Annotated in this window: 20 protein-coding genes and 1 pseudogene; 8 read left to right on the plus strand and 13 right to left on the minus strand. The window is 71.8% G+C overall.

Features of this window, described 5'->3' with window-relative positions:
• From ABNT58_RS18800 to ABNT58_RS18825, 6 genes and pseudogenes are all read left to right on the plus strand, one after another.
• Window positions 1-293, plus strand: a pseudogene (locus ABNT58_RS18800) (hypothetical protein); the annotation flags it as partial.
• A 121-nt stretch (window positions 294-414) separates the two neighbouring features.
• Window positions 415-1635: a glycosyltransferase family 4 protein gene (locus tag ABNT58_RS18805; protein ID WP_348754966.1), complete on the plus strand. Its 1221-nt coding sequence runs from the start codon at window positions 415-417 to the stop codon at window positions 1633-1635.
• Window positions 1628-2926: a putative O-glycosylation ligase, exosortase A system-associated gene (locus ABNT58_RS18810; RefSeq protein WP_348754967.1), complete on the plus strand. Its 1299-nt coding sequence runs from the start codon at window positions 1628-1630 to the stop codon at window positions 2924-2926. The genes ABNT58_RS18805 and ABNT58_RS18810 overlap by 8 nt, the downstream gene beginning before the upstream one ends.
• 1 nt (window position 2927) lies before the next feature.
• Window positions 2928-3902: a polysaccharide deacetylase family protein gene (locus ABNT58_RS18815; protein ID WP_348754968.1), complete on the plus strand. Its 975-nt coding sequence runs from the start codon at window positions 2928-2930 to the stop codon at window positions 3900-3902.
• A complete protein-coding gene (locus ABNT58_RS18820; protein WP_348754969.1) occupies window positions 3899-4738 on the plus strand; it encodes a hypothetical protein in 840 nt (279 codons plus the stop codon). Before ABNT58_RS18815 ends, ABNT58_RS18820 begins: the two co-directional genes overlap by 4 nt.
• Window positions 4735-5727 (plus strand): class I SAM-dependent methyltransferase, encoded by a 993-nt coding sequence (locus ABNT58_RS18825; RefSeq protein ID WP_348754970.1) that lies wholly within the window; start codon window positions 4735-4737, stop codon window positions 5725-5727. Before ABNT58_RS18820 ends, ABNT58_RS18825 begins: the two co-directional genes overlap by 4 nt.
• A 28-nt stretch (window positions 5728-5755) precedes the next feature.
• On the opposite strand, the gene ABNT58_RS18830 is transcribed toward ABNT58_RS18825, so the two are convergent.
• From ABNT58_RS18830 to ABNT58_RS18885, 12 genes are read right to left on the minus strand one after another with little or no spacing between them, the layout of a single operon-like run.
• Window positions 5756-6949 (minus strand): rhamnan synthesis F family protein, encoded by a 1194-nt coding sequence (locus ABNT58_RS18830; protein WP_348754971.1) that lies wholly within the window; start codon window positions 6947-6949, stop codon window positions 5756-5758.
• Window positions 6946-8493, minus strand: a complete 1548-nt coding sequence (locus tag ABNT58_RS18835; RefSeq protein WP_348754972.1) for a lipopolysaccharide biosynthesis protein — start codon at window positions 8491-8493, stop codon at window positions 6946-6948. The genes ABNT58_RS18830 and ABNT58_RS18835 overlap by 4 nt, the downstream gene beginning before the upstream one ends.
• The gene (locus tag ABNT58_RS18840; RefSeq protein WP_348754973.1) at window positions 8490-9392 is read right to left on the minus strand and encodes a hypothetical protein; all 903 of its coding nucleotides are present in this window, start codon (window positions 9390-9392) and stop codon (window positions 8490-8492) included. The genes ABNT58_RS18835 and ABNT58_RS18840 overlap by 4 nt, the downstream gene beginning before the upstream one ends.
• Window positions 9393-9442: 50 nt before the next feature.
• Window positions 9443-10393, minus strand: coding sequence for a glycosyltransferase (locus ABNT58_RS18845; RefSeq protein ID WP_348754974.1), 951 nt, complete (start codon window positions 10391-10393; stop codon window positions 9443-9445).
• 4 nt (window positions 10394-10397) lie between these two features.
• Window positions 10398-12110 (minus strand): asparagine synthase C-terminal domain-containing protein, encoded by a 1713-nt coding sequence (locus tag ABNT58_RS18850; protein ID WP_348754975.1) that lies wholly within the window; start codon window positions 12108-12110, stop codon window positions 10398-10400.
• 27 nt (window positions 12111-12137) lie between these two features.
• Window positions 12138-13331 carry a hypothetical protein gene (locus ABNT58_RS18855; protein ID WP_348754976.1) on the minus strand — a complete coding sequence of 398 codons (1194 nt, stop codon included), beginning with the start codon at window positions 13329-13331 and terminating at the stop codon, window positions 12138-12140.
• Entirely contained in the window at window positions 13328-15559 is a 2232-nt protein-coding gene (locus ABNT58_RS18860; RefSeq protein WP_348754977.1) for a GNAT family N-acetyltransferase, read from the minus strand. Before ABNT58_RS18860 ends, ABNT58_RS18855 begins: the two co-directional genes overlap by 4 nt.
• 7 nt (window positions 15560-15566) lie before the next feature.
• Window positions 15567-16814: a DegT/DnrJ/EryC1/StrS family aminotransferase gene (locus ABNT58_RS18865; protein WP_348754978.1), complete on the minus strand. Its 1248-nt coding sequence runs from the start codon at window positions 16812-16814 to the stop codon at window positions 15567-15569.
• Entirely contained in the window at window positions 16811-17503 is a 693-nt protein-coding gene (locus ABNT58_RS18870) for an ABC transporter permease (protein ID WP_348754979.1), read from the minus strand. The genes ABNT58_RS18865 and ABNT58_RS18870 overlap by 4 nt, the downstream gene beginning before the upstream one ends.
• Window positions 17500-18414, minus strand: coding sequence for a hydrolase 1, exosortase A system-associated (locus ABNT58_RS18875; protein WP_348754980.1), 915 nt, complete (start codon window positions 18412-18414; stop codon window positions 17500-17502). Before ABNT58_RS18875 ends, ABNT58_RS18870 begins: the two co-directional genes overlap by 4 nt.
• On the minus strand, window positions 18411-19259 hold the full coding sequence (locus ABNT58_RS18880; protein WP_348754981.1) for a hydrolase 2, exosortase A system-associated: 849 nt from the start codon (window positions 19257-19259) through the stop codon (window positions 18411-18413). Before ABNT58_RS18880 ends, ABNT58_RS18875 begins: the two co-directional genes overlap by 4 nt.
• A 31-nt stretch (window positions 19260-19290) precedes the next feature.
• Window positions 19291-19542, minus strand: coding sequence for a phosphopantetheine-binding protein (locus tag ABNT58_RS18885; RefSeq protein WP_348754982.1), 252 nt, complete (start codon window positions 19540-19542; stop codon window positions 19291-19293).
• A gap of 151 nt (window positions 19543-19693) precedes the next feature.
• On the opposite strand from ABNT58_RS18885, the gene ABNT58_RS18890 reads away from it, so the two are divergent.
• On the plus strand, window positions 19694-21295 hold the full coding sequence (locus ABNT58_RS18890; RefSeq protein WP_348754983.1) for an acyl-CoA ligase (AMP-forming), exosortase A system-associated: 1602 nt from the start codon (window positions 19694-19696) through the stop codon (window positions 21293-21295).
• Here ABNT58_RS18890 and ABNT58_RS18895 read toward each other — a convergent pair.
• Window positions 21283-22290: an NAD-dependent epimerase gene (locus tag ABNT58_RS18895; RefSeq protein WP_348754984.1), complete on the minus strand. Its 1008-nt coding sequence runs from the start codon at window positions 22288-22290 to the stop codon at window positions 21283-21285. The genes ABNT58_RS18890 and ABNT58_RS18895 overlap by 13 nt on opposite strands.
• Before the next feature lie 191 nt (window positions 22291-22481).
• On the opposite strand from ABNT58_RS18895, the gene ABNT58_RS18900 reads away from it, so the two are divergent.
• The coding region (locus ABNT58_RS18900) for a 2-dehydropantoate 2-reductase N-terminal domain-containing protein (protein ID WP_348754985.1) at window positions 22482-22808 on the plus strand (327 nt) is incomplete at its 3' end.

Raw genomic sequence — 22808 nt, forward strand, 5'->3', positions numbered from 1 at the left:
AGGCCATCATCGCGCCGCGCCAGCCCAACATCGCCGAGGTGCTGGTGGACGGCGCCAACGCGCTGCTGTTCGACCCCGCGCAGCCCGGCGCCTTCGAGGCCGGCCTCACCCGCCTGGGCGCCGACGCGGCGCTGCGCGAACGCCTGGCGGCAGGCGCCGCCGCGTCCATCGTGGAGCAGGGCCTCACCTGGCAGGCGAACGCCCGCCGCGTGGCCAGCCTGGCCGCCGCGCTGGCGGGTGGTGGCACCGTTGGCGGTGCCGGCGCCACGGTGGCGCGCCCGCCGGCGGGCTGAGCGTGACGTTGTTGCCGGCACGCAAGGGCGGGATGGTGCGGTGCAACGACCGGGCGCTATGCTCGCCGGCTGTCGTCCTGCGGGCTGCGGCCCTGGCCCACCCGCCTTTTGTCACCGCCCGATGAGCCGCCCGCTGCGCACCCTGCTGTTCTCGACGCTGTACCCCAGCAGCGCCCGCCCCGTGCACGGCATCTTCGTGGAAACGCGCCTGCGCGAGCTGCTGGCCCAGGGCGGCATTGAAACGCGTGTGGTGGCGCCGGTGCCCTGGTTCCCGTCCACCGACCCCCAACACGGCGAGCGTGCCGCGATGGCCCGCACCCCGTTGCGTGAGCAGCGCCACGGCATCGACGTGCGGCACCCGCGCTACCCGCTGATTCCGAAGGTGGGCATGACCGTCACGCCCGCGCTGCTGGCCTTGTGGGCGCGGCCGGCGGTGCAGGCGGTGCTGGACGAAGGCTTCGATTTCGACGTCATCGACGCCCATTACTACTACCCCGACGGCGTGGCCGCCGCGCTGCTGGCCCGGCATTTCCGCAAGCCGCTGGTCATCACCGCCCGCGGCACCGACCTCAACCTGATTCCGCAGTACACCCTGCCGCGCCGCATGATCCAGTGGGCGGCGCGCCAGGCCGACGCCTCGGTGGGCGTGTGCGCGGCGCTGATGGACGTGCTCGGCGAGCTGGGCATCGAGCCGGCGCGCCTGCATGTGATGCGCAACGGTGTCGACCTGCAGCGCTTCCGGCCGCTGCCCCCGGCGCAGATGCGGGCCGAGCTGGGCATCGACGGCGCGCCGCTGCTGCTGTCGGTGGGCCACCTGATCGAACGCAAGGGCCACCACGTGGCCATTGACGCGGTGGCCGCGCTGCAGGCCACGCACCCGGGCGCGCGCCTGGTGATCGCCGGTGAAGGCGAAGAACGCGAGCGCCTGCTGCAGCGTGCGCGCGAGCGTGGCGTGGCCGACCAGGTGCGCCTGGTGGGCAGCGTGCCCAACACCGAGCTGCTGCGCTGGTACAGCGCCGCCGATGCGCTGGTGCTGGCTTCCAGCCGCGAAGGCTGGGCCAATGTGCTGCTGGAGGCCATGGCTTGCGGCACGCCGGTGGTGGCCACGCGCATCTGGGGCACGCCCGAGGTGGTGGCCACTGACGCGGTGGGCCGGCTGGTGGCCGAGCGCAGCGGCGCCGCCTTTGCCGATGCGGTGCGCACGCTGCTGGCTGCCGCGCCCGACCGCGCGGCGGTGCGGCGTTACGCCGAAGGCTTCAGCTGGGAAGCCACCAGCCAGGCGCAACTGCGCCTGTTCCACACGCTGGCCGGTGCGCAGGCGGGGGTGCTGCGGCATGTCTGACCTGCTCATCCTCACCGTCATCAGCATCGGCACGGTGTGGGCGCTGTGGCGGCCGTGGATCGGCGCCGCGCTGTTCGCCTGGGTCAGCTTGATGAGCCCGCACGTCGAGTTCGGCTGGCGCGCCGCCGACTGGCCGGTGGCCACCGGCATCGCGGCCTGCACGCTGGTGGGCCTGCTGGTCACCAAGGAGCGGCAGAACCCGCTGCTGGGCCCACCCGCCTGGGCCATCCTGCTGTTCATGCTCTGGACCTGCATCACGCTGCCGTTCTCGTTCTTCTTCGACGAATCGCTGTTCCTGTGGCAGCGCTCGATGAAGATCTGGCTGATGGTGTTCGTCACCATCGCCCTGGTCAACGACCGGCGCAAGCTCGACTGGCTGATCTGGACGCTGGCGTTCTCCGTGGGCTTCTACGGCGTCAAGGGCGGCCTTTTCACGCTGATGACCGGGGGCAACTACCGCGTGTGGGGTCCGGGCGGCTTCATCCACGGCAACAACGAACTGGCGCTGGCAGTGGTGATGACGATTCCGCTGCTGCGCTACATCCAGCTGCAGATGACCACGCCCTGGCGCCGCCGCGCGCTGGGCGCCTGCATCGCGCTGTCGGCCATCATGGTGCTGGGCAGCTACTCGCGCGGCGCCTTCCTGGCGCTGGCCGCCATGGGCTTCATGCTGTGGCTCAAGGGCCGCCACAAGTTCGTCACCGGCGTGGCCATGCTCGTGATCGCCACCGCCGGCCTGGCCTTCATGCCCGACCAGTGGTTTGAGCGCATGAACACCATCGAAACCTACAACACCGACGACTCGGCGCTGGGCCGGCTGCATGCCTGGAAGATGGCCTGGAACCTGGCCTGCGACCGGCTGCTGGGCGGCGGCTTCATGATCTACATGAAGGACGTGTACGCGATGTACTCCGACCGCTCCGACCTGGTGCTGGCCGCGCACAGCATCTATTTCCAGGTGATGGGCGAGCATGGCTTCATCGGCCTGTTCCTGTTCCTGATGATCGGGCTCACCACCTGGATCGCCGCCGGCCGCATGAAGAAGATCGGCCAGGCCTCGGAGGACCAGCGCTGGCTGTCCGACCTCGGCGGCATGATCCAGGTCTCGTGCATCGGCTACGGCGTGGCCGGCGCCTTCCTCAGCCTGGCCTATTTCGACCTGCCGTACTACCTCTCGGCCGTGTCCTGCATCGCGCTGCACATCGGCCGCCAGCAGCAGCTGGCGGTGGCCAAGGCGGCCCGCCAGGCGCAGCTGCCGGCCGGCATGGCGATGGCGACCAAGCCCTACTGAGATGCTCAACCCCTACACCTGGCTGTCCCCCGCCGGCACCGGCGCCCGGCTGTCGATCTTCATCTTCCACCGGGTGCTGCCCGCGGTCGATCCGCTGCTGCCCGACGAGATCGACGTCGAGCGCTTCGACCGCGTGGTGGGCTTCATCGCCCGCCGCTTCCACGTGCTGCCGCTGGCGCAGGCGGTGCAGCGGCTGCAGCAGGGCACGCTGCCCGCGGCGCCGGCCTGCATCACCTTCGACGACGGCTACACCGACAACCTGACGCTGGCCACGCCGGTGCTGCGGCGCCACGGCGTCAGCGCCACCTTCTTCATCGCCACCGGCTACACCGGTGGGGGCCGCATGTGGAACGACACGGTGATCGAGGCGGTGCGCCAGGCGCCGGCCGGCGAGCTGGACTGGCGCGAGTTCGGCCTCGGCGTGCAGCCGGTGGGCGACGCGGCCAGCCGCGTGACCGCCTACCGCGCCGCGCTGCGCGGGCTGAAGTACCTGGCGCTGGAAGAGCGCGTGGCCCGCACCCAGGCCATCGGCGCGCGCCACGGCCTGCCCGCGGTCAGCGACCTGATGATGAGCGTCGAGCAGCTGCGTGCGCTGCGTGATGCCGGCATGGACATCGGCGGTCACACGGTGAGCCACCCCATCCTGGCGCGCGTGAGCGACGCGGTGGCCGCGCGCGAGATCGGTGAAGGCCGCGAGCAGCTGACCCAGTGGCTGGGCGAGGCGCCCACGCTGTTCGCCTACCCCAACGGCGTGCCCGGCGGCGATTACGGCCCGCGCGACGTGGCCCTGGTGCGCAAGGCCGGCTTTGCCGCCGCGGTGAGCACCGCGCCGGGCACCGCCAGCAGCGGCGTCGACGTGTACCAGCTGCCGCGCTTCACGCCCTGGGACACTACGATGATGCGCTTCGGCCTGCGCTGCGCGATGAACCTGATGCAGGCGCCCGCCGCCCGTGTGCCCGACGAGGTGGCCGCATGATGCGCATGCCCATCCGCCTGCGGCAGCTGCCGGCCTTTGCGCGGCAGATGCGCCAGCGCCGCGCGGTGCTGGCCCGGCCGCTGGCCCGCCAGCCGGTGTTCCGCCTGTGCTACTTCAGCTGCCACTCGTACTTCTCGTACCTGTACTGCGCGCTGCACAGCGTGGTGCGCTCGGCGCCCGGCGTGCGCCTGGAAGTGCTGGTGTTCAACGACAACGACATGCCGATCTCCGAAGCGCAGGCCGACCAGCTGCGGGCGCTGGTGCCGGGGCTGCGCGTGATCCCGTGGCCCAAGGCCATGGGCTATGGCGCCGAGCAGATCGGCTGGATCTGGCGCGCCTATGAGATGGCCGCCGAGGGCCTGCAGGACGACGACGTGGTCGCGCGGGTGGACTCGGACGTATTCTTCTTCAACGACCGCATCTTCCAGGCGGTGGCGCGCAGCGACGCGGCGATGGTGGGCGACGGCCACTTCGTCGACTTCCGCTTCTGCCAGGGCGGCTGCTACTTCCTGCGCGCCGGCACCGTGCGCCAGGTGCTGGCGCTGCTGCAGCGCGAGCCGCTGGAACGCTACCTGTCCGAGCGCAACATCGGCGTCGAGGACATCGCCGCCACCGAGCTGGTCAAGTCGCTCGGCCTGCCGGTGTGGCAGACCTGGTTCATGATGTTTCCCGACGAACTGCGCAACGCCGGCCGCCTGGGCCCGTGGCAGCGCCACAAGTTCTCCTGCCTGCATTTCGTGATGAAGAACAAGAAGGCCATGCTGGAAACCTACGAGCAAGAACTGCTGCAGCCGGCCGATGCGCCGGCCTACCGCCAAGCGCTGGCCACGCCATGAGCGGCGACCTGACCTGCCGCGTGTGCGGCGCCACCGGCCCGCACCCGCACCACACCGCGCGCGAGATGATGTTCGGCACGCGCGAGACCTTCGACTACTTCAAGTGCAGCGACTGCGGCTGCCTGCAGATCACCGAGATCCCGGCCGACATGTCCAGCCACTACGGCCAGGGCTACTACAGCTTCTCGATGGACCCGGCGCTGGCCTACCGCCGGCCGCTGAAGAACCTGCTCAATCGGCTGCGTGACCGGGTGATGCTGTTCGCGCCCGGCGGCCAGCTGGCGCTGCCCACGCTGAACACCCCGCAGCTGCGCATCGGCTTCGAGTTTCTGCGGCGCGTGCCGGGCCTGTCGCTGGACACCCGCATCGTGGACGTCGGCTGCGGCACGGCCATCCTGCTGTACCGGCTGCACAACGTCGGCTTCCGCGACCTGACGGGCGCCGACCCGTTTCTGTCCAAGGGCGACCACCAGGTGGGCCCGGGCTTTCGCATGCTGCGCCAGTCGGCCGAAACGCTGGACGGTCAGTACGACATCGTGTTGATGAACCACTCGTTCGAACACGTGCCCGACGCGGCCGGCACCATGGCCGCCGTGGCGCGCAGGCTGGCACCCGGTGGCACGGCCATCATCCGGGTGCCGCTGGTCGACTCACTGGCCTGGGAGCGCTTCGGCACCGACTGGTTCCAGCTGGACGCGCCGCGCCACTTCTACCTGCACACGCAAAAAAGCCTGCGCCTGCTGGCCGAGCGGGCCGGGCTGAAGCTGGTGCGCACGGTGCACGACTCCAACCACGAGCAGTTCACCTACAGCGACCGCTATCGCCAGAACGTGCCCCTGGGCCGTGACCCGAGCCGGCCCGACGGCAAGCCCCACTACGACGGCCCCGAACCGACGCCGGCAGACATCGCCCGCAACGCCGCACTGGCCGAGCAGGTGAATGCCGAAGGCCGCGGCGACCAGGCCACCTTCTACCTGCAGCACGCCTGAGCGCGCACCGGGCCTTCAGCCCCGGCGACTAGGCCGGCAGCCGCGTCACGCGGTAGCCGGCATGTTCCACCAGCGGCCATACCAGCCGCTCGATGGCATGTGCGGTGGTGCCGTCGGTCTGCGCCATCTCGGGCTCGAAGTCGTCGGCGCTCAGCGGCGCAGCGCGCAGCCCGGCCAGCGCCCGCGGCCGGAACCAGAACATGGTGCCGGCGAAGAAGGGCCGCTGGCCCGCATCGGGCCCGGCAGCGCCGCCCAGCCGCGGCAGCACCCGGGCCAGTGCGCGCTGGTTGCTGCCGCCATGCTGGCGGTCACCGGGCTCGATGCAATGGGCGCCGGGACCGGCCAGGCCCAGCGACGGGTCCTGCTCGAAGGCGCCCAGCAGCGCCTGCAAGGCCTTCTTGTCCTCGGGCAGCAGCGCCTGCACCAGCTCGTCGCGCCAGCGCTGGCCATCGGCATGGTGCGGGCTGCGCTTGGTGTGCAGCTTGCACACGGCGGTGTAGCCGTCGAACGCGCCGGCCCGCAGCGCCTGCAGCCAGGGCAGCACGTCGCGGCCGCGGTTGGGCGTGGGCAGCAGCACGGTCCGCGGATGCGCCTGCACCAGCCGCCGCAGCTCGGGCGTGGCGGCAAAGGCCGGCAGCGTGACGTACAGGTCCACCGGCTGCGGCAGCCGCCGCAGCGCGGCCACGAAGGCGGGCCACTGCTCGGCGTAGAACAGGTGCAGGCACACCGCATGGCGGGCGGGCTGCGCCGGGCGTGCGGCCAGGCCCACCGGCAGGCCCTGCCAGCGGGCGGGCAGGGCATCCGCCCCGGCCAGCAAGGCCCGCAGTGCATCGCAGGCCGAGCCCGGCTGCTGCGCTGGCGGGCCCACCAGCGCGGCCAGCAGCGCCGGGGCGATCAGCGGGTGGGGCGGCAGGCCATTGGCGGCCAGCGTGGCCAAGCGCTCGGGCAGGTGCCAGGGCGCCTGCTGGCCGGCGTCTTCCCGCGGGTAGGCCAGGCCGGCGGCGGCGCAGGCCGCTTCGGCCTGCAGCAGGCGGTGCAGGGCCGGTGCGTCCAGCCGCCGGGCGCGCTGCCGGCGCGCAGCCTGGCCGGCCTGCCAGGCCTGCAGCGCCGCCTGCGGGCGGGGGGCGCGGCTGCGCTCGAAGGCCAGGCTGCGCCAGGCGTCGTGCCAGCCCAGCCGCCAGGCGGCCAGCGCGGCCGACGCTGCGGTGGCCAGGCGCGTCACCGCTTCACTTGCCGCAGCACGTCCTGCAGCAGCTTCAAGGTGGAGCGGCGGGCGGTGAGCATCAGCAGCCCCAGGTAGCTCAGCGCGCCGATGAGCACGCACACCAGCAGCCGCGCCAGCGGTGCCAGCTCGGGCATCGCGCGGGCGCTGGCCATCATGATGGCCGCCATGCCGGCCGAGCACAGCGTGGGCACCAGCAGCGGCATCAGCAGCTGGCGCAGCGGCAGCCCCGCTTCCTTGCAGGCCAGCTGCGCCATCCAGGCGTGGGTGACGACGGTGACGGCCAGGTAGCCCCAGCCGGCGCCGGCCAGGCCGCCGGTGGCGGTGCCGATCCAGTAGCCCAGGCCGCTGAGCACCGCGGTGACCAGCGAGGTGCGCAGCAGCAGGTCGCCGCGACCGTAGGTGAGCAGCACCGTGCCGGTGGACATCAGCGGGCTTTGCACCGCCATCGCCACGCACAGGATGGGCAGCACCTCCACCGCCTCGCCCCATTGCGGGCCGAACAGCACCCGCACCACGTCGGGCGCCATCGCCGCGGCGCCGGCCATGATGGGAATGGTGGTGAGCCCCACCGCCGCATTGGCGGTGAGCCAGGCGCTGGCCAGCCGGGCGCGGTCGTCCTTGAGCTGCGACAGCGTGGGAAACAGCACCCGGGTGATGACCGAGGTGATCTGGAACAGCACCGTGCCGGTCAGGCCCGAGGCGATGCCGAAGGCGCCCAGCGTGGCGGCGCCCAGGTAGCGGCCGATGACGAAGGTGTGCAGGTTGCGGCCCACCGTGGTCACCAGGTTGCTGGCCAGCAGGTTGGCCGACAGGCTGAACAGCCCTTCCAGGTGGCGCAGCGCCGGCTGCAGGCCGGGCAGCCAGCGGCTGCTGCGCATCATCCAGGCGCCGGTCAGCAGGTTGCCGATCAGCGGCTGCGCGGCCAGCGCCCACACGCCCACGCCGGCCCAGGCCAGCGCCAGCGCGCCCACCGCGGCCAGCACGCTGCCCACGATCTGCGCCACCGCCATGTCGCGAAAGCGCAGCTGCTGGGTGAGGATGGCCTGCGGCACCACCATGGCGCCGGCCACCAGCATGTTGACGGACAGCGGCCACACCAGCTGCTGCACCTCGGGCCGGCCGTAGTAGGCCGCCAGCCACGGGCCGCTGAGCGCCAGCCCCAGCCCGGCGGCCAGGCCGATGACCACGTTGAACCAGAAGCAGGTGGTCAGCACGTCGGGCGCACTCACCCGGCGCTGCACGATGGCGGCGCCCAGCCCGAACGAGATGAACACCTGCGCGATCTCGGCCGCCACGTAGGTCATGCCGAAGAGGCCGAAGTCGTCGGGCACCAGCAGGCGCGCCAACACCAGGCTGGTGCCGAAGGAAAAGGCCTGGCGCGCCAGCTGGCCGGCGCTCAGCCATGCCGCGCCGCGCACGGCCTTGCCGCCCAGACGTTCGGTGTCGGCGGGCGGCGTGGTGGCGGCCGGCACGGGCTCGGCCGCGGGACCGGTAGGCACCGCCGCGGGCGGCACGGCCGGCGGCACGGGTGGCTGGCTCATCGGCCCGCCAGTTCGCGGCACAGCTGCAGGCCGCGCCGCTGGTACATGCCGCCCTGGAAGCGGAAGGTGCCGAAGAAGTGCACCAGCGCCACGTCGGTCAGGTCGGCGCCCGGAATCCAGAACGGGTAGCGGTCCACCGGCAACACCAGCGCGTCGGGCGCATTGGCGGCCATGAAGTTGCAGGTCACCTGCTCGGTGCCCCATTCGGCCCAGCGCTGCGCGCCCACCAGCTGTTCCATCGCCTTGGAGAAGTCGCGGATGCGCTCCAGCGACAAGGTGCCCGGCGGAAAGCCGGTGAAGCCGGCGCAGCCGCGCACGTACTTCAGGCCGGCCGCATCGGGCAGCTGGGCCAGCACACGTTCGGCGGCGTTCTGCACGTGCTTGGAGTGGTGCTGGCTGGCGTAGTCCGAGGCGGTCTGCACCGCCACCGGGTGGGTGCCGCTGCTGGTGCCCAGCGTGAAGGTGCGGCCGGCGGCCACGCTGTCCAGCACCTCCTTCGGCGGCTGCAGCGTCAGCGTGTCCGAGTCGAGCTGGATCACGTAGTGGCTGGCGTTCTCGCGGGTGAGCGCGGCAAAGCGCTCCCAGGCGCCGCCGCGCGGCAGCGCGGGGTCGGCCGCCTGCGCGGTGGGCACGTAGGTGACGTTGCCCAGGTGGTGGCTCAGCCGCGCCTTGTCGGCGTCCAGCAGGCCGTCGTCCACTAGCACGAAGCCGCGCGGCGCCAGGTAGCGCGCAAAACTCTTGGCCGCCAACAGCAGCATGGTGGTGTCGGGGTGGTACACCTGGCTGACGATGACGACGTTGCTGTCCGGGTTGCAGCGCACCGGCGGCGTGCGGTCGATGGCGGCGCAGCGGAAGTTGAACCAGCGCTTGTGTTGTCGCTGTCTGAAGTGGTCGAACATCGGGTCAGGTCCAGGCAAGGCCGCCGCACAGCGCGCAGCCGAAAAAGGGTTCAGACGGCGGGCTTCCAGCCCAGCAGGGTGGCCGCCACATAGGCGGCGGGTTTGATGCGCCAGGGGCAGGTGCGCAGGGCCGCCAGCATCGCACGCAGGCCGGTGGCGCGGTCGCCATGGGCCAGATGGCCCAGCCCGTACTCGACGTGGTAGCGCGCCAGCTGCTGGCGGAAGGTGCGGTCGTCCACCCGCCGGCCGTCGGCACTGGCCAGGCCCCAGCGGGCGGCGGTGTCGGCCAGCAGCCGGGTGCGGTAGTCGATGGGCCGCAGCACGCGGTTGCCTTGCTGGCGGTGCTGGCGGTAGAGCGTGGTCACCTGCCGCAGCTTGAGGAACTGGAAGCGCCGCGACATGCGCAGCCACAGCTCCCAGTCTTCGCTGTAGGGCAGGTTCTCGTCGAAGGTGCCGGCCTGCTGGAAGGCCTGGGCGCGGAACATCGCGGTGCTGGTCAGCATCCAGCAGTCCAGCAGAAACTCGTGGTAGATCCAGCCCGAAAAGCGCGGGTCGGCAGCGTCGCCATGCGCCTCCTGCGGCACGCTTTCGGGCGGCGGAAAGTCCTGGTCCTCGGCCGGCCGGCGCCAGGGCTGGAAGGCGCTGAACACCACCGCCACCTCGGGGTGCGCCGCAAAGGCGCGCAGCTGCAGCGCCAGCTTGTCGGGGTACCAGTAGTCGTCGTGGTCCATCAGGCACACGAAGTCGCCCTGGGCCAGCCGCAGGCCGTGGTTGCGCGCGGCGCACACGCCGGCATTGGCCTGGCGGACCAGCTTCAACCGGTCGCCGTAGGCGGCCAGCAGCTCGGGCGTGCCGTCGGTGGAGCCGTCGTCGATGACGATGAGTTCGATCGGCCGGTGCGTCTGTGCCAGCACCGCATCCACCGTCTGGCGGATGTAGGCGCTGCAGTTGTAGGTGGGAATGATGACGCTGACCAGGGCGTCGGCAGGGGTGGGCGCCATGGGCTTACTCGATGCGCCACTGCGGCGCGTGGGCGCGCAGCCACAGCTCCAGCATGGTCAGGATCCACACCATCTCGCCGTAGTAGCCGGGGTGCTCGGGCAGGCGCTGGTTCAGCAGCGCGTCGAGGAAGGGCGGGCGCACCAGGTTGCGGGTGGACAGGCTGCCCAGCGCATCGGCGGCCATGGCCTTCAGGCCGGCGTGCCGCTGCGTCCACACGCCGAAGGGCAGGCCGAAGCCCTGCTTCTTCTTGGTGATGATCTCGTCGGGCAGGAAGCCGCGCAGCGCTTCTTTGAAGAACCAGCGCAGCTTCAGGCCCTTGAGCTTGGCGTCGGCCGGCAGCCGCAGCGAAAAGTCCACCAGCCGCGCATCCAGCATCGGAAAGGCCACGTCCAGCCCCGCCAGCCGCGTGGTGCCGCACACCTTGGGCAGGTCGGTCTCGGCCAGGGTGTAGCGCCAGTCGAAGGCCAGCTGGCGGTTGAGCAGGCTGCCGGTGCGTGCCTGTTGCCACACCGCCTGCTGGGCCTTGAGGGGGCCCTGCTCATCGACCTGCGCGCGGAAGGCGGGCGTGAGCACGTCGGCCAGGCCCAGGCGCAGCAGCAGGTTGTAGGTTTCCAGGCGCTGGGGCAGCGGTTCGCGGGCCTGCTCCACGTAACTGGCGGCCTTGCGCAGCAGCGGCAGCTGGCGGGCGGCGCGGGTGCCCAGCACCGGCTCCAGCAGCGCGCTGCGCAACGCGCCGGGCACATGGTCGTAGACGTTGAACACCCGCTGCTTGGCATAGCGCAGGTTGCCGCCGAACAGCTCGTCGCCGCCGTCGCCGGCCAGGATGCGGCGCACGCCTTCGCGCTTGGCCATCAAGGCGCAGAAGTAGGCCGGCAGCGCCGACGAGTTGCCGAAGGGCTGGTCGTAGCCGGCGGCCACCTCGGGCATGCTGCGCACCAGGTCGTCGGGGGTGACGTAGTACTCGTGGTGCTCGGTGTCGAAGCGCTGCGCCGCGATGCGGGCGAAGGCCATCTCGTCGTAGCCCTCGGCATCGAAGCCGATCGAGAAGGTGGCCGGCTTCTGGCCGGTGGCCTCGCGCAGCATGCCGGCGACGGTGGAGCTGTCGGTGCCGCCGCTGAGGAAGCTGGCCGGCCGCGCGGGATCGGCGGTGGCGGCCACCGCGTCGCGCAGCAGGCGGCGGAATTCGTCGCGCAGCTGCTCGAAGCTGGCCCGTTGGGGCGGTCCCTTGTCCTGGAAGGTGGGCACCCAGTACGGCGTGACCGTGGCGTTACGGCCGTCGAACACCAGGCAGTGGGCGGGCGGCAGCCGCAGCACGCCGGCATGGGCGGTGCCGGGCGATGGAATGGCGTGGAAGTAGAGGTAGTCGAACACCGCCTGGCGGTTCACCCCGTCGCCGGGCGCGGCCAGTGCATCGGCCTGCTCGGCCACGCGCAGCATGCTGCGCTCGCCGGCCGCCTCCACCCGGTAGCACAGGGTGCGGATGGCGAAGCGGTCCACCGCCAGCAGCTGCCGGCCGTCGGGCAGCGTCAACGCCACGGCGAAGTCGCCGCCCACGCGGGCCAGCACGGTGGCGGGGTCGGCCTGCGTGAAGGCGGCCTGCCAGGCGGCCAGGTCGCCGTCACGCGCCTGGATGGCCTGCAGCGCTTGGTCGGCGAACTGCGGGCGGCCGAGGGCCAGTGCCAGGGTGGCGGGTTCTGCAAGGGTGGCGGCGGACATGGCGTCGGGATGCTTCTTCAAAGGTACTCAGGTGCCGGGCGGCAGTGCACCGGGCAGCAGGGTGGCCGCCGGCGGGCGGGCCGCCCAGCCACGCGGCGCGGTGAACATGCCGCGGGGCAGCAGGTCGGCATCGTCGCCGGTCAGCGTGAAGGGCGTCAGTCGGGCGGCGGCGGTGCGGCGCAGGCGGTAGTCGCCCTGGGCGGGGTTGACGAGATCGGCCAGCGGCAGGGCGGGGTTGTCGCGCAGGTCGGTCATCGCGGCCACGTGGTCGGCTGCCAGCAGGCCGGGGCCCACCAGCAGGTTGCCCACCAGCCGCAGGCGGTCGGCGCCCGGCCGCATGGCCAGGAAGATGCCGCCGTTGCGCCGCTCGTTGACGAGGGTGTTGAAGGCCATCACCAGCTCGTTCGGGCCGGTGGCGTAGCCTTCGGCCCCGAAGGACACGATGTTGGGATTCTCGGTCTGCGGACCCTGCTGAATGACGTTGCCCAGCACCAGCGCTTGGCCGCCGTTGGGAAACTCCAGCTCGTAGCTGGCCTGGCCGTCGGCGCCATCAGCCAGGCGGTTCCAGGCCACGTGGTTGATCTGGGCGCGGCTCTTGAGCAGGTGGCCGCTGCGCGCGCCGCTGAAGCTGCTGCCCTGCACCGTCAGGCGGCCGATGGCGCCGGCGTACACATGGTGGTTCTTGCCGTCGGCGCGCACCTGGCGGCCGAATTCGCAGCGCTCGATGCTCAGCTCGATGCTGCGCTCGTTGGCGGTGAGGATGCCGCATTCGTTGTCGAAGAAGCGGCAGTCCACCACCTCCAGCGTGCCGCGCTCCAGCCGGATGCCGGCGCCATTGAGGCTGGGCACACGCGCCTGCTCAAAATCGAAGCCCTGCACCCGCAACCGCTCGCCGCGCATCACCCAGATGCCCTTGCCCTGGATGGATTGCCCGTCTGCCAGCAGGCGCACGCGGCCGCCGACGGCCTGCAGCTGCAGCCCACTTTGCGGCCACACGGCCACGTCGCCGCGGTAGTCGCCCGCGTCCACCTCGATGGTGTCGCCATCGCGCGCGCGGCGGGCGGCTTCGGCCAGGGTCTTGAAGTCGCGGCCGGGGCCCACCTGCAGCACCTGGGCGCGTGCCCGCGCCACGGGCAGGGCCAGCGCCAGGCTGCCGGCGGCCAGCCAGCGGCGGCGCAGCGGGTCGGGCAGGGTCGGCAAGGCCGGCGCGCGGCGGGTCATCGCGGTGCCTCCGGGGTGGCGGGGCGGCGCAGGCGGTGGCGCAACGGTGCCAGCAGGCTCTTGGCCGTCTGGCCCAGCAGCTCGCGCAGCAGGCCGGCCAGGCCCGACAGCGTGGACGGGTCGAACGCCACCAGGCCCCAGCGCTCGCGCCGGTGCGTCATCCAGTCGCGTTTGAAGGGGTCGTCGCCGGTCAGGTAGTCGATCTCGTCCACTTCGCCGCTGTTGAACAGCGACTCGATCATGTGGCCGGTGAGCAGGGTACCGGGCGAGTGGCCCGACTGCTGCGCGTCGTAGGCGATCTTGTAGATCCAGGCCTTGCGGTCGTTGACCAGCCAGAACTGCGCCGCGATCGGCTTGCCGTCCAGCCAGGCCACGCCCAGGCGCAGCCAGCCGCGCTCGGCGCTGGCGCGGATCAGCCCGGGCACGAAGCCGGGATGCGGCTCGGGCTGCTTCCAGCTGGCGGCGTAGACCTCCTGGAAGGCCTGCAGCCCGGCTTCCAGGCGATCGCCGCCGGTGATGATTTCCAGCGAGCCGCCCACCTGGGCGAACTTGCGGCCGCGGCGCATCAGCAGGCTGCGGGTGACGCCCGGGCGCTGGGCCAGGTAGGTGGCCCAGTCGCCGCGCACCGGCAAATACCAGTTGGTGAAGCAGAAGTACTGGAACACTGGCATGCCGGCGCGGATGAAGCCGTCGCGCATCAGCGAGTACTCGCGCGAAGCCACGTCCATCGGGAAGAACTGCGCGCGGCTGGCGCCGGCCCGCCGCATGGCCTGGTGCAGCAGGCCGGCCAGCTCCTGCTTGGCGATGTCGTCCGACAGCACCGGCGTGTACAACGGGGTGTAGAAGTTGGACAGCGCATGCAGCGAGGCGCCGCGCCAGCCCTCGCGCGGCAGGTGCTGGGTGGGCAGCACCGCCAGCACCTCGCCGTCGGTGCTGCGCGCCACCTCGAAGCGGGCATGTTCAGCCAGCGTGGGCACCTCGCCGCACAGGTTGGCAAACCAGGCATGGCCGCGTTCGATGCCCGCCAGCTCGGCCGCCGTCATCCAGCGCACCAGGTCGGGCGGCAGCGCCGGCGCGGCCGGCAGCGACGCGGAGCTGCCTTGCGTGCCAGGCCGCCACATCGGCTGCAGCAGCCGCGCGCGCAGCGCCCGCGCCACCCGCACCCAGGCCAGCAGCGGCTCGAAGCGGCTGTGGCTGGCATGGTGGATGTGGCGCTGCGCGGTGTTCCAGGACAGCTGCTCGCGGGTGGCGTTGGTGTAGAACTCCACCCGCTTGCCGGCATGGGCCGCAAAGCCATGCTCCAGCGTGCGGTACAGCAGGATGTGGCCGGGCGAGAACTCGCTGTGCGCTTCCACGTAGGTGGTCTTGAGCATCACCACCCGCTGGGCACTGGTCAGCGCCAGGCGCGAGGCCAGCTGCTGGTCGCCCACCCACAGCTCGTACACCTCAGCGCCGCCGTGGCGCGCCTGGCCTGCCATCAGGGTCTGGTAGAAGACGAACTGGTCGTTGCCCACGTGCAGCGCCGTGCCGGCGCGCCCCTTCCAGCCGCTGGACTCGATGGCCGCGTAACGGGCCACCGCCTGGGCCACGGCCTCGGGCTCGCGCACCACCACGAAGCGCACCGGGCCGGCGGCGCTCAGCTTCCGCTCGTAGCGGCGCATGTTCTGCTTGAGTTTGGTGGGGCGGGCAGCCCAGTAGGCCTCGAAGCCGCCGGACAGGTCCACCGAAGTGGTCAGCGCATGCCAGCTGGTGTTGGGCTGCCGGCCGGCGCTGGCCGACAGGTCGCCGAAATCGGGGTCGTTGCACAGGAAGTCGATGCGCCAAGCCAGCCCCGGCAGCGCCCGGAACATCGCCGGCACGCCCTGGCCGTCGGCCAGCAGCACCGGCGCCACCTGCGCCTGCGAGGGCACGAAGCTCGACCACATGCCCCCGCGGCCACGCCGCAGCACGGCCATACCCTGCATCTGGCCCGCCGGGTCGCGCCCGATCAGAAGCCATTCCTGGCCGCTGCCGAAGCGGCGCAGCAGCTCGCCCACGAAGGCGGCCGACAGCATGGGGTGCTCGCCCCACAGGCGGTGCAGCAACTGGTCCCAGGCGCTGGCATGGCCTTCGAAGGCAGCCGCGTCACGCAGGCGGTGCGCCTGCCAGCGCCAGGAAGTCGGTGCGACGGGCAGGGGCGGCGATTCAGGGGCGCGGGGCATCGGCAGCGTGGTGTCCTGGGTGCTCATGGGGGGCTCATCCCAGGCGGGCCATGGCATGGGTGGCCGCCTGCAGCAGCCAGTCCATCTGCGTGTCGTCGATGGCCTGGTGGCAGGGCAGGTGCACCAGCGACAGGCGGTAGCGCCCGGCCACCGGGCAGTCCGACACCGCCATGTCGTCCCAGCGGCCCACGGGCACGCGGGCGTACTTCAGCGCCTCGAAGCGCTCGGCCACGCGGCTGCGCAGGAAGAGCGGCACCATGTAGGGCACCACTGCGTCGGGCAGCGCCGGGTACAGCGCCTCGACCTCGGGCCACTGGCGGGCGGCCTGCAGCCACTGCTGGTAGCGGCGGCGGCGCTGCGCGGCCATCGCCGGCGCATCCACATGGGCGGCCAGCCAGCGGGCGCCGGCCTGGCCGCGGCTGCGGGCCAGGGCTTCGTCGAAGTGGTCGGACGGCGTGGCGCAGACGCTTTCGCTGTCGCCGGCTGCCAGAGCGTCGGTGGCGGCGGGTCGGTGGCCCAGGGCGGCGGGGGCCGCTGCAGGCATGGCCGGCGCCTGCCCCTGGCGGGCCCGCTGCAGCGTGCGCCAGGCGCCCCGCAGCTCGGCCAGCGGCGAGGGCGAGCGGTCGGCCGGCTGCACCGCCAGCTGGGGCTGGTGCCACAGCAGGCCGCCGTCTTCCACGGGAAAGAACTTGTTGGGGCTGGCAATGCCGAAGTCGCCCGCCAGGCCCAGGCCGGTGGGCACGGCAGGGTGCATCAGCACGTGGGAGCAGTCCTCCACCAGCCGCACGTCCTGCGCGGCGCACCAGGCCAGTAGCGCCTGCAGCGACTGCCCGAAGCCGAAGCTGTGCGCGGCGATCACCGCCCGCACGGGCCGGCCGCGCTGCGCCGCCAACTGCTGCAGGTGGTCCAGGTCGACGCCCAGCGACGGCGTGACGCGGTAGAACGCCACTTCCGCGCCCAGGGCCAGCGCCCCGTCGATCATGCTGCGGCAGTGGTAGGCCGGGGCCAGCACGCGGGTGCCCGGGCCCACGCCGCTGGCGCGCAGCGCCGCCTGCAGCGCGTAGCGGCCCATCGCAAACGGCAGCACCACGCGGCCGGCGTCGGCCAGCGCCTGGCCGGGCGCCTGTGCGCTGCGGCGCAGCTGGTCGGTGCGCAGCCAGGGCCGCACCGGCACCGCCGGCCGCGGAAAGCCGAAGCCCTCGGGGTTGAAGCGGCGGATGCGCAGGGGCGGCGCCCCCGCGGCAGCGGCCAAGGGTGAAGCCGCGGCGCCGCGGGCGCTCATCGGCTGGCCGCGCTCGCGGGTTTGGCTGCCGCCGCAGCGGCGCCGTCGGCCGCGGGCTCGCGCCACTGGCCTGCCGACTGCAGCCGGGTCTTCAGCTCGGGGCGGGCAAAGCCGCCGGCCAGCGCGATGTGCGCCTGCTGCAGCGCCTTGGGCCAGTCCTTCATGTCGGCGTAGATCATCCCGACGTTGTAGTGGGTGAACGGGTCGTCGCCGGCGCTTTCCAGCACGAAGTTCAGCTGCTTGTTGGCGTCTTCGTTGCGCTGGTGCATGACCAGGAAGCTGGCGTAGATCATCCGCACGATCAGGTCGTCGGGCCGGAAGGTCATGCCGCGGATGAAGTAGCACTCGGCCGAGTAGTTGGCCCCTTTGGGGTTGAGCGTCTTTTCCTTGATCGACAGCCGCGCCATCGTCATCAGCGCCCGATGGTGGTTGGGATAGGCCTTGAGCGTGTAGTCCAGATCGGCGCCGAAGTACTGGAACATCGGCTTGATCAGCCGTTCCACGCCGGGCTGGAAGTGGCCGAACTCCACCGTGGACAGCAGCTGGCGATCGGTGCGGTAGTCGAACGGCCCCACGTGGGTGGGGATGTAGATCGGACCACAGCTGCCTTCGGCGTCGTTGGTGTCGATGGCGGCCTGCACGGAGGTGCAGGCCAGGGCCAGCAGCAGGCAGGACCAGAGCTTGTTCATGGCGCTCGTACTCCTTGAGGGTCTTGGCTGTGTCGGCCGGGTGCGCCCAGCCAATGCAGCGTGGCCTGTGCCGCAGCGGCGCCCTGGCCCGGGGTGGAAAACGTGTGATCGGCCAGCGGAAGGTCGTGGCGGCGCACCTGCGGCAGGTCCAGCGCACCCCGCCAGGCGGTGGCGGCGGCCACTTCGCCCAGGAACTCCTTGGCGGTGTAGTCGTCACCGCTGATGATCAGCAGCATCTTGCCCGAAAACCGCTGCCAGGCGCGCGCCATGCGGTCCTGGTAGCGCAGCGGTGCGCCGCCGCTGCCGCCGGCTGCGCGCCGGGCCAGCCGGCCGCGCAGGGCGGTGCCCACGTTGCCCAGCAATTCCTGCACGGCCTGGCGGCCCACGCCGCCGGCCACCAGCTTGCGCCAGAAGGCGCCGTCCGCCAGCCGGCGCAGGTAGTAGTGCTTGACGTGCGTGGCCGCCAGGCTTTCGGCCGAGCGCACCCACGGGTTGGCCAGGGCCAGGCCCGCCACCCGGGCGTCGGCACGGCCGTCGCAGTACAGCAGTGCGGCCGAAGCGCCGTCGCACAGGCCCCACAGCACCACCTGCGTCACCTGGGCCTCGCGGCACAGGGTGTCGATGGCGGCGGCGATGTCGTCGTCGATCTGCAGGAAATCGTGCAGCTCGCCGCTGCTGTCGCCCATGCCGCGCACGTCGAAGCGCAGCACCGCATGGCCGGCGCTGGCCAGCGCCCGCGCCAGTTCCACGAACTGGCGGTGCGCGCCCACGCGGTACTGCGGCCCACCCACCACCACCAGCACGCCGGGCAGCGGCTGGGCGGGCGCGGCGGCCGGGCGCGTGAGCACGCCCACCAGCTGCTCGCCCTGGCAGGCGAACACCAGCGCCGACTCGCGGTAAGCGACCGTCATGCCGCCACCCCGGTGGCTGCTTCGACGGGCAGGCCGGCCACCAGTGCCGCGGTCGTGGCCGCGATCAGCGCGGGCGCGTCCTCGATCTCCACCGTCTGCCAGAACGCCGGGCCGCGCACCGCGGCCGATTGCACCGGCACGCCGCTGGCACGCCACTTGTCCAGCGCCAGCGTGCTGGCCGGGCTCAGCGCCGGCTCGGCGCGGGAGCTGACTTCCAGCCAGGTCAGGCCGGCCACCTGCGCGCCGGGCACCAGCGTGGCCGCCTCCAGGCCGTGCGCCACTGCGGCGGGCAGGCGGTAGCCGGCCACTTCCACCGACTCGCCTTGCGCCAGCTGCTGACGCAGCGCGGCCACCGCGCCTTGTTGTTTGCCGTCGATCAGGTCGGCCGCCGCCTGCAGCCGCAGAAACTGTTGCAGCGCCTGCTTGCCCCCGGTCACCGGCTGCCACAGCAGCAGGCGGCTGGGCGCCGGCAGCGCGGCGGCCACCGCGCCGGCCAGCAGCGCGCCGGTGCGCAAGCCCCACAGCGTGAGCGGCAGGCCCGGGTGGCGCGCCTGCAGCCAGTGGGCGCCGGCCAGCGCATCGGCCACCCAGCCCGCCCAGCTGGCGTCGGCCAGCTCGCCCGCGCTGTCGCCGCAGCCGTGCAGGTCGATGCACAACACCGCATGGCCCTGCTGGGCCAGCGCGCGCGCCTGCATCGCCACCATGCGGCGCGACTTGTTCATCTCTTCCGCAAAAGGAGGCAGGTACAGCATCGCCCCCCGCGCCGGCTGGCCAGCCGCGGGCGGGTGGTGGATGCAGAAGCGGCCGCCTTCGGCGTGCGCGACGGGGAGGAAGAAGGCTTCCATCACGGCAGGGGGCGCAGCGCGCGCCGGCGCGTCATGCGGCCAGCTTGTCGTTGACGAAGTCCACCAGCGAGCCGACGGTGGCGAAGGTGCTGCCGTCGATGTCGTCGTCGTCCACGATGAGCCCGAAGTGGCTTTCCAGCGCCGCGATCAGCGACACCACGGCCATCGAGTCCAGCTCGGGCAGGGCGCCCAGCAGCGGTGTGGAAGCATCGAAGCTCTGGGCCCGGCCTTGCAGGCCCAGCGTTTCATCCAGCACGCCGAGCAGTTCGCGCTTCACATCCATCGGGTTACTCCGGGCTTGATTCAGGGTTCGGGCAGGCCGGGGATTCTAGGAGGCGGCGCTTCCCCCAAACGGGTGGTTTCCGTGGCGGGCTGCGCACCTGCACCGGCTACGTGGCCCGCGCCGCCTGCACCCCGCATGCCATACTTTTTTCATGCCCGACAGCCACCTTCTGCACGAACTGGTGCATTTCGCGGCCGCGCGCGATGCGCAGGCCCCCGCCCTCACCGCCGCCGGCCAGACGCTGAACTACGGCGCGCTGGACGAGGCGGTGCGCCGTTTCGCCGGCGGCGTGGTGCACGCCGGCCTGCAGCGCGGCGAGCGGGTGGCCATCTACCTGGAAAAGCGCTTCGAGACGGTGATCGCCAGCTTCGGCGCGCCGGCTGCGGGCGGCGTGATGGTGCCGATCAACCCGCTGCTCAAGCCCGAGCAGGCGGTGTTCATCCTGCAGGACTGCGACGTGCGGGTGCTCGTCACCTCGCCCGAACGGCTGGCCACGCTGGCACCGGTGCTGGCCCAGTGCCCGGCGCTGCGCTGCGTGGTGGTGACGGAAGGCGCGGCCACCGACGCCGCACTGCCGCCCGGCGTGCAGCGGCTGGGCTGGCCCGCGCTGCTGGACGGTCCGCAGGCCGCGCCGCACCGGGTGATCGACAGCGACATCACCGCCATCCTCTACACCTCGGGCTCCACCGGCCGGCCCAAGGGCGTGGTGCTGTCCCACCGCAACATGGTGGTGGGCGCCAAGAGCGTGGCTAGCTACCTGGACAACCGCGCCAGCGACACCTTGCTGGCGGCGCTGCCGCTGTCCTTCGATGCCGGCTTCAGCCAGCTCACCACCGCCTTCCACGTGGGTGCGCGGGTGGTGCTGCTGAACTACCTGATGCCGCGCGACGTGCTCAAGGCCATGGCCAAGGAACGCGTGACCGGCCTGACCGCCGTGCCGCCGCTGTACATCCAGCTCACGCAGCTGGAATGGCCGCCCGAGATCGACGCCCAGCTGCGCTACTTCGCCAACACCGGCGGCCGCATGCCGCGCGAAACGCTGATGGCGCTGCGCCAGCGCGCGCCTTCGGCCCGGCCCTTCCTGATGTACGGGCTGACCGAAGCCTTCCGCTCGACCTACCTGCCGCCCGAGGAGGTGGACCGCCGGCCCGATTCCATCGGCAAGGCGATTCCCAATGCGGAGATCCTGGTGCTGCGCGACGACGGCACCGAGTGCGGCCCCGACGAGCCGGGCGAACTGGTGCACCGCGGCGCGCTGGTGGGCCAGGGCTACTGGAACGACGCCGACAAGACCGCCGAGCGCTACAAGCTGCTGCCGGCGGGCATCGGCGGCCGGCTGGGCGGGCTGCAGCTGCCCGAATACGCGGTGTATTCGGGCGACACCGTGCGCAAGGACGCGGAAGGCTTTTTGTACTTCATCGGTCGGCGCGACGAGATGATCAAGACCTCGGGCTACCGCGTCAGCCCCACCGAAGTGGAAGAGGTGCTGTACGCCACCCAGCAGGTGGGCGAGTGCGCGGCCTTCGGCGTGGACCATCCGGCGCTGGGCCAGGCCATCCAGGTGGTGGCCACCGCGCCCGACGGCAGTGCCGCGCTCGACGTGCCCGCGCTGCTGGCGCAGTGCCGCCAGCGCATGCCGGCCTACATGGTGCCGGCCGGCGTGGTGCCGGTGGCCGGGCCGCTGCCGCGCAACCCCAATGGCAAGATCGACCGCAAGCTGCTGGCCGCGCGCTGGGCCGATCAGACCTTGTAGTAGCCCCGGTACCACTCGACGAAGCGGCGCACGCCTTCATCCACCGAGGTGGCGGGCGTGAAGCCGGTCCAGGCCTGCAGTTCGGACACGTCGGCATAGGTGGCCGGCACGTCGCCGGGCTGGATGTCGCGCAGCTGCTTGATGGCTTCGCGCCCCGTGTGGCGCTCGATCGCTGCGATGAAGTCCATCAGCTGCACCGGCTGGTGGTTGCCGATGTTGAACACGCGGTAGGGCGCGTGGCTGGCGGCCGCATCGGCCTGGCTGCGGTCGTAGGCCGGGTTGGCCGTGGGCACATGGTCCAGCGTGCGCACCACGCCTTCGGCGATGTCGTCGATGTAGGTGAAGTCGCGCACCATCTTGCCGTGGTTGAACACCTGGATCGGCTCGCCGGCCAGGATGGCGCGGGTAAACAGGAACAGCGCCATGTCCGGCCGGCCCCAGGGGCCGTACACGGTGAAAAAGCGCAGCCCGGTGGTGGGCAGGTTGAACAGGTGGCTGTAGGTGTGGGCCATCAGCTCGTTGGCCTTCTTGGTGGCCGCGTACAGGCTCACCGGGTGGTCCACGCCGTGGTGCTCGGAAAACGGCATCTGCGTGTTGCCGCCGTACACGCTGGAGCTGGAGGCATACACCAGGTGCTGCACGCCGTGGTGGCGGCAGCCTTCCAGGATGTTGGTGAAGCCGACCAGGTTGCTGTCGATGTAGGCATGCGGGTCGACCAGCGAGTGCCGCACCCCGGCCTGCGCCGCCAGGTGCACCACGCGGGCGAACTTTTCCTGCGCGAACAGCGCCGGCATCGCGCTGCGGTCGGCCACGTCCATCTGCTGGAAGCGGAAGCCGGGCTGGCCCTGCAGCAGCGCCAGCCGGTCGTGCTTGAGCTGGGGGTCGTAGTAGGCGTTGAGGTTGTCGATGCCGACCACCTCGTCGCCACGGGCCAGCAGCAGGCGGGCGACATGGGCGCCGATGAAGCCGGCAGCGCCGGTGAGGAGGATTTTCATGGGGAAGACACGGTTGGTCGCGGCCGGAGGGCGGCCAACGTGTGTCGATTTTGAGTCAAGCGGCCGTGCAGTCCTGGGCAAATGGAGGCGAGGCATGGCGTGAGTGCGCCCGCCCGAAGAACCGACACAGTGCTGCAGGCAGAATCGCGTCCGTCAATGAGCTGCTGGCACGCATCAGGGAGACTGCAAGCATGAAGATCACCGTTGTCGGTGCCGGGTACGTAGGTCTGGTCACCGGCGCTTGCCTCGCCGAGATGGGCAACCATGTGGTGTGCCTCGATGTGGACGAGCGCAAGATCGCCATGCTGCAGCGGGGCGAGATCCCGATCCATGAGCCCGGCCTGGACGCCGTCGTGCGGCGCAACGCCGCAGCGGGGCGACTGCATTTCACGACCGATGTCGGCTACGCCGTCGGCCATGGCACCCTGCAATTCATCGGCGTCGGCACCCCGCCCGACGAAGACGGCTCGGCCGACCTGCAGTACGTGCTGGCCGCCGCCCGCAACATCGGCCGCCAC

The sequence above is a fragment of the uncultured Aquincola sp. genome (assembly GCF_964001545.1).
In the GTDB taxonomy this organism is placed as follows: Bacteria; Pseudomonadota; Gammaproteobacteria; order Burkholderiales; family Burkholderiaceae_C; genus Aquincola.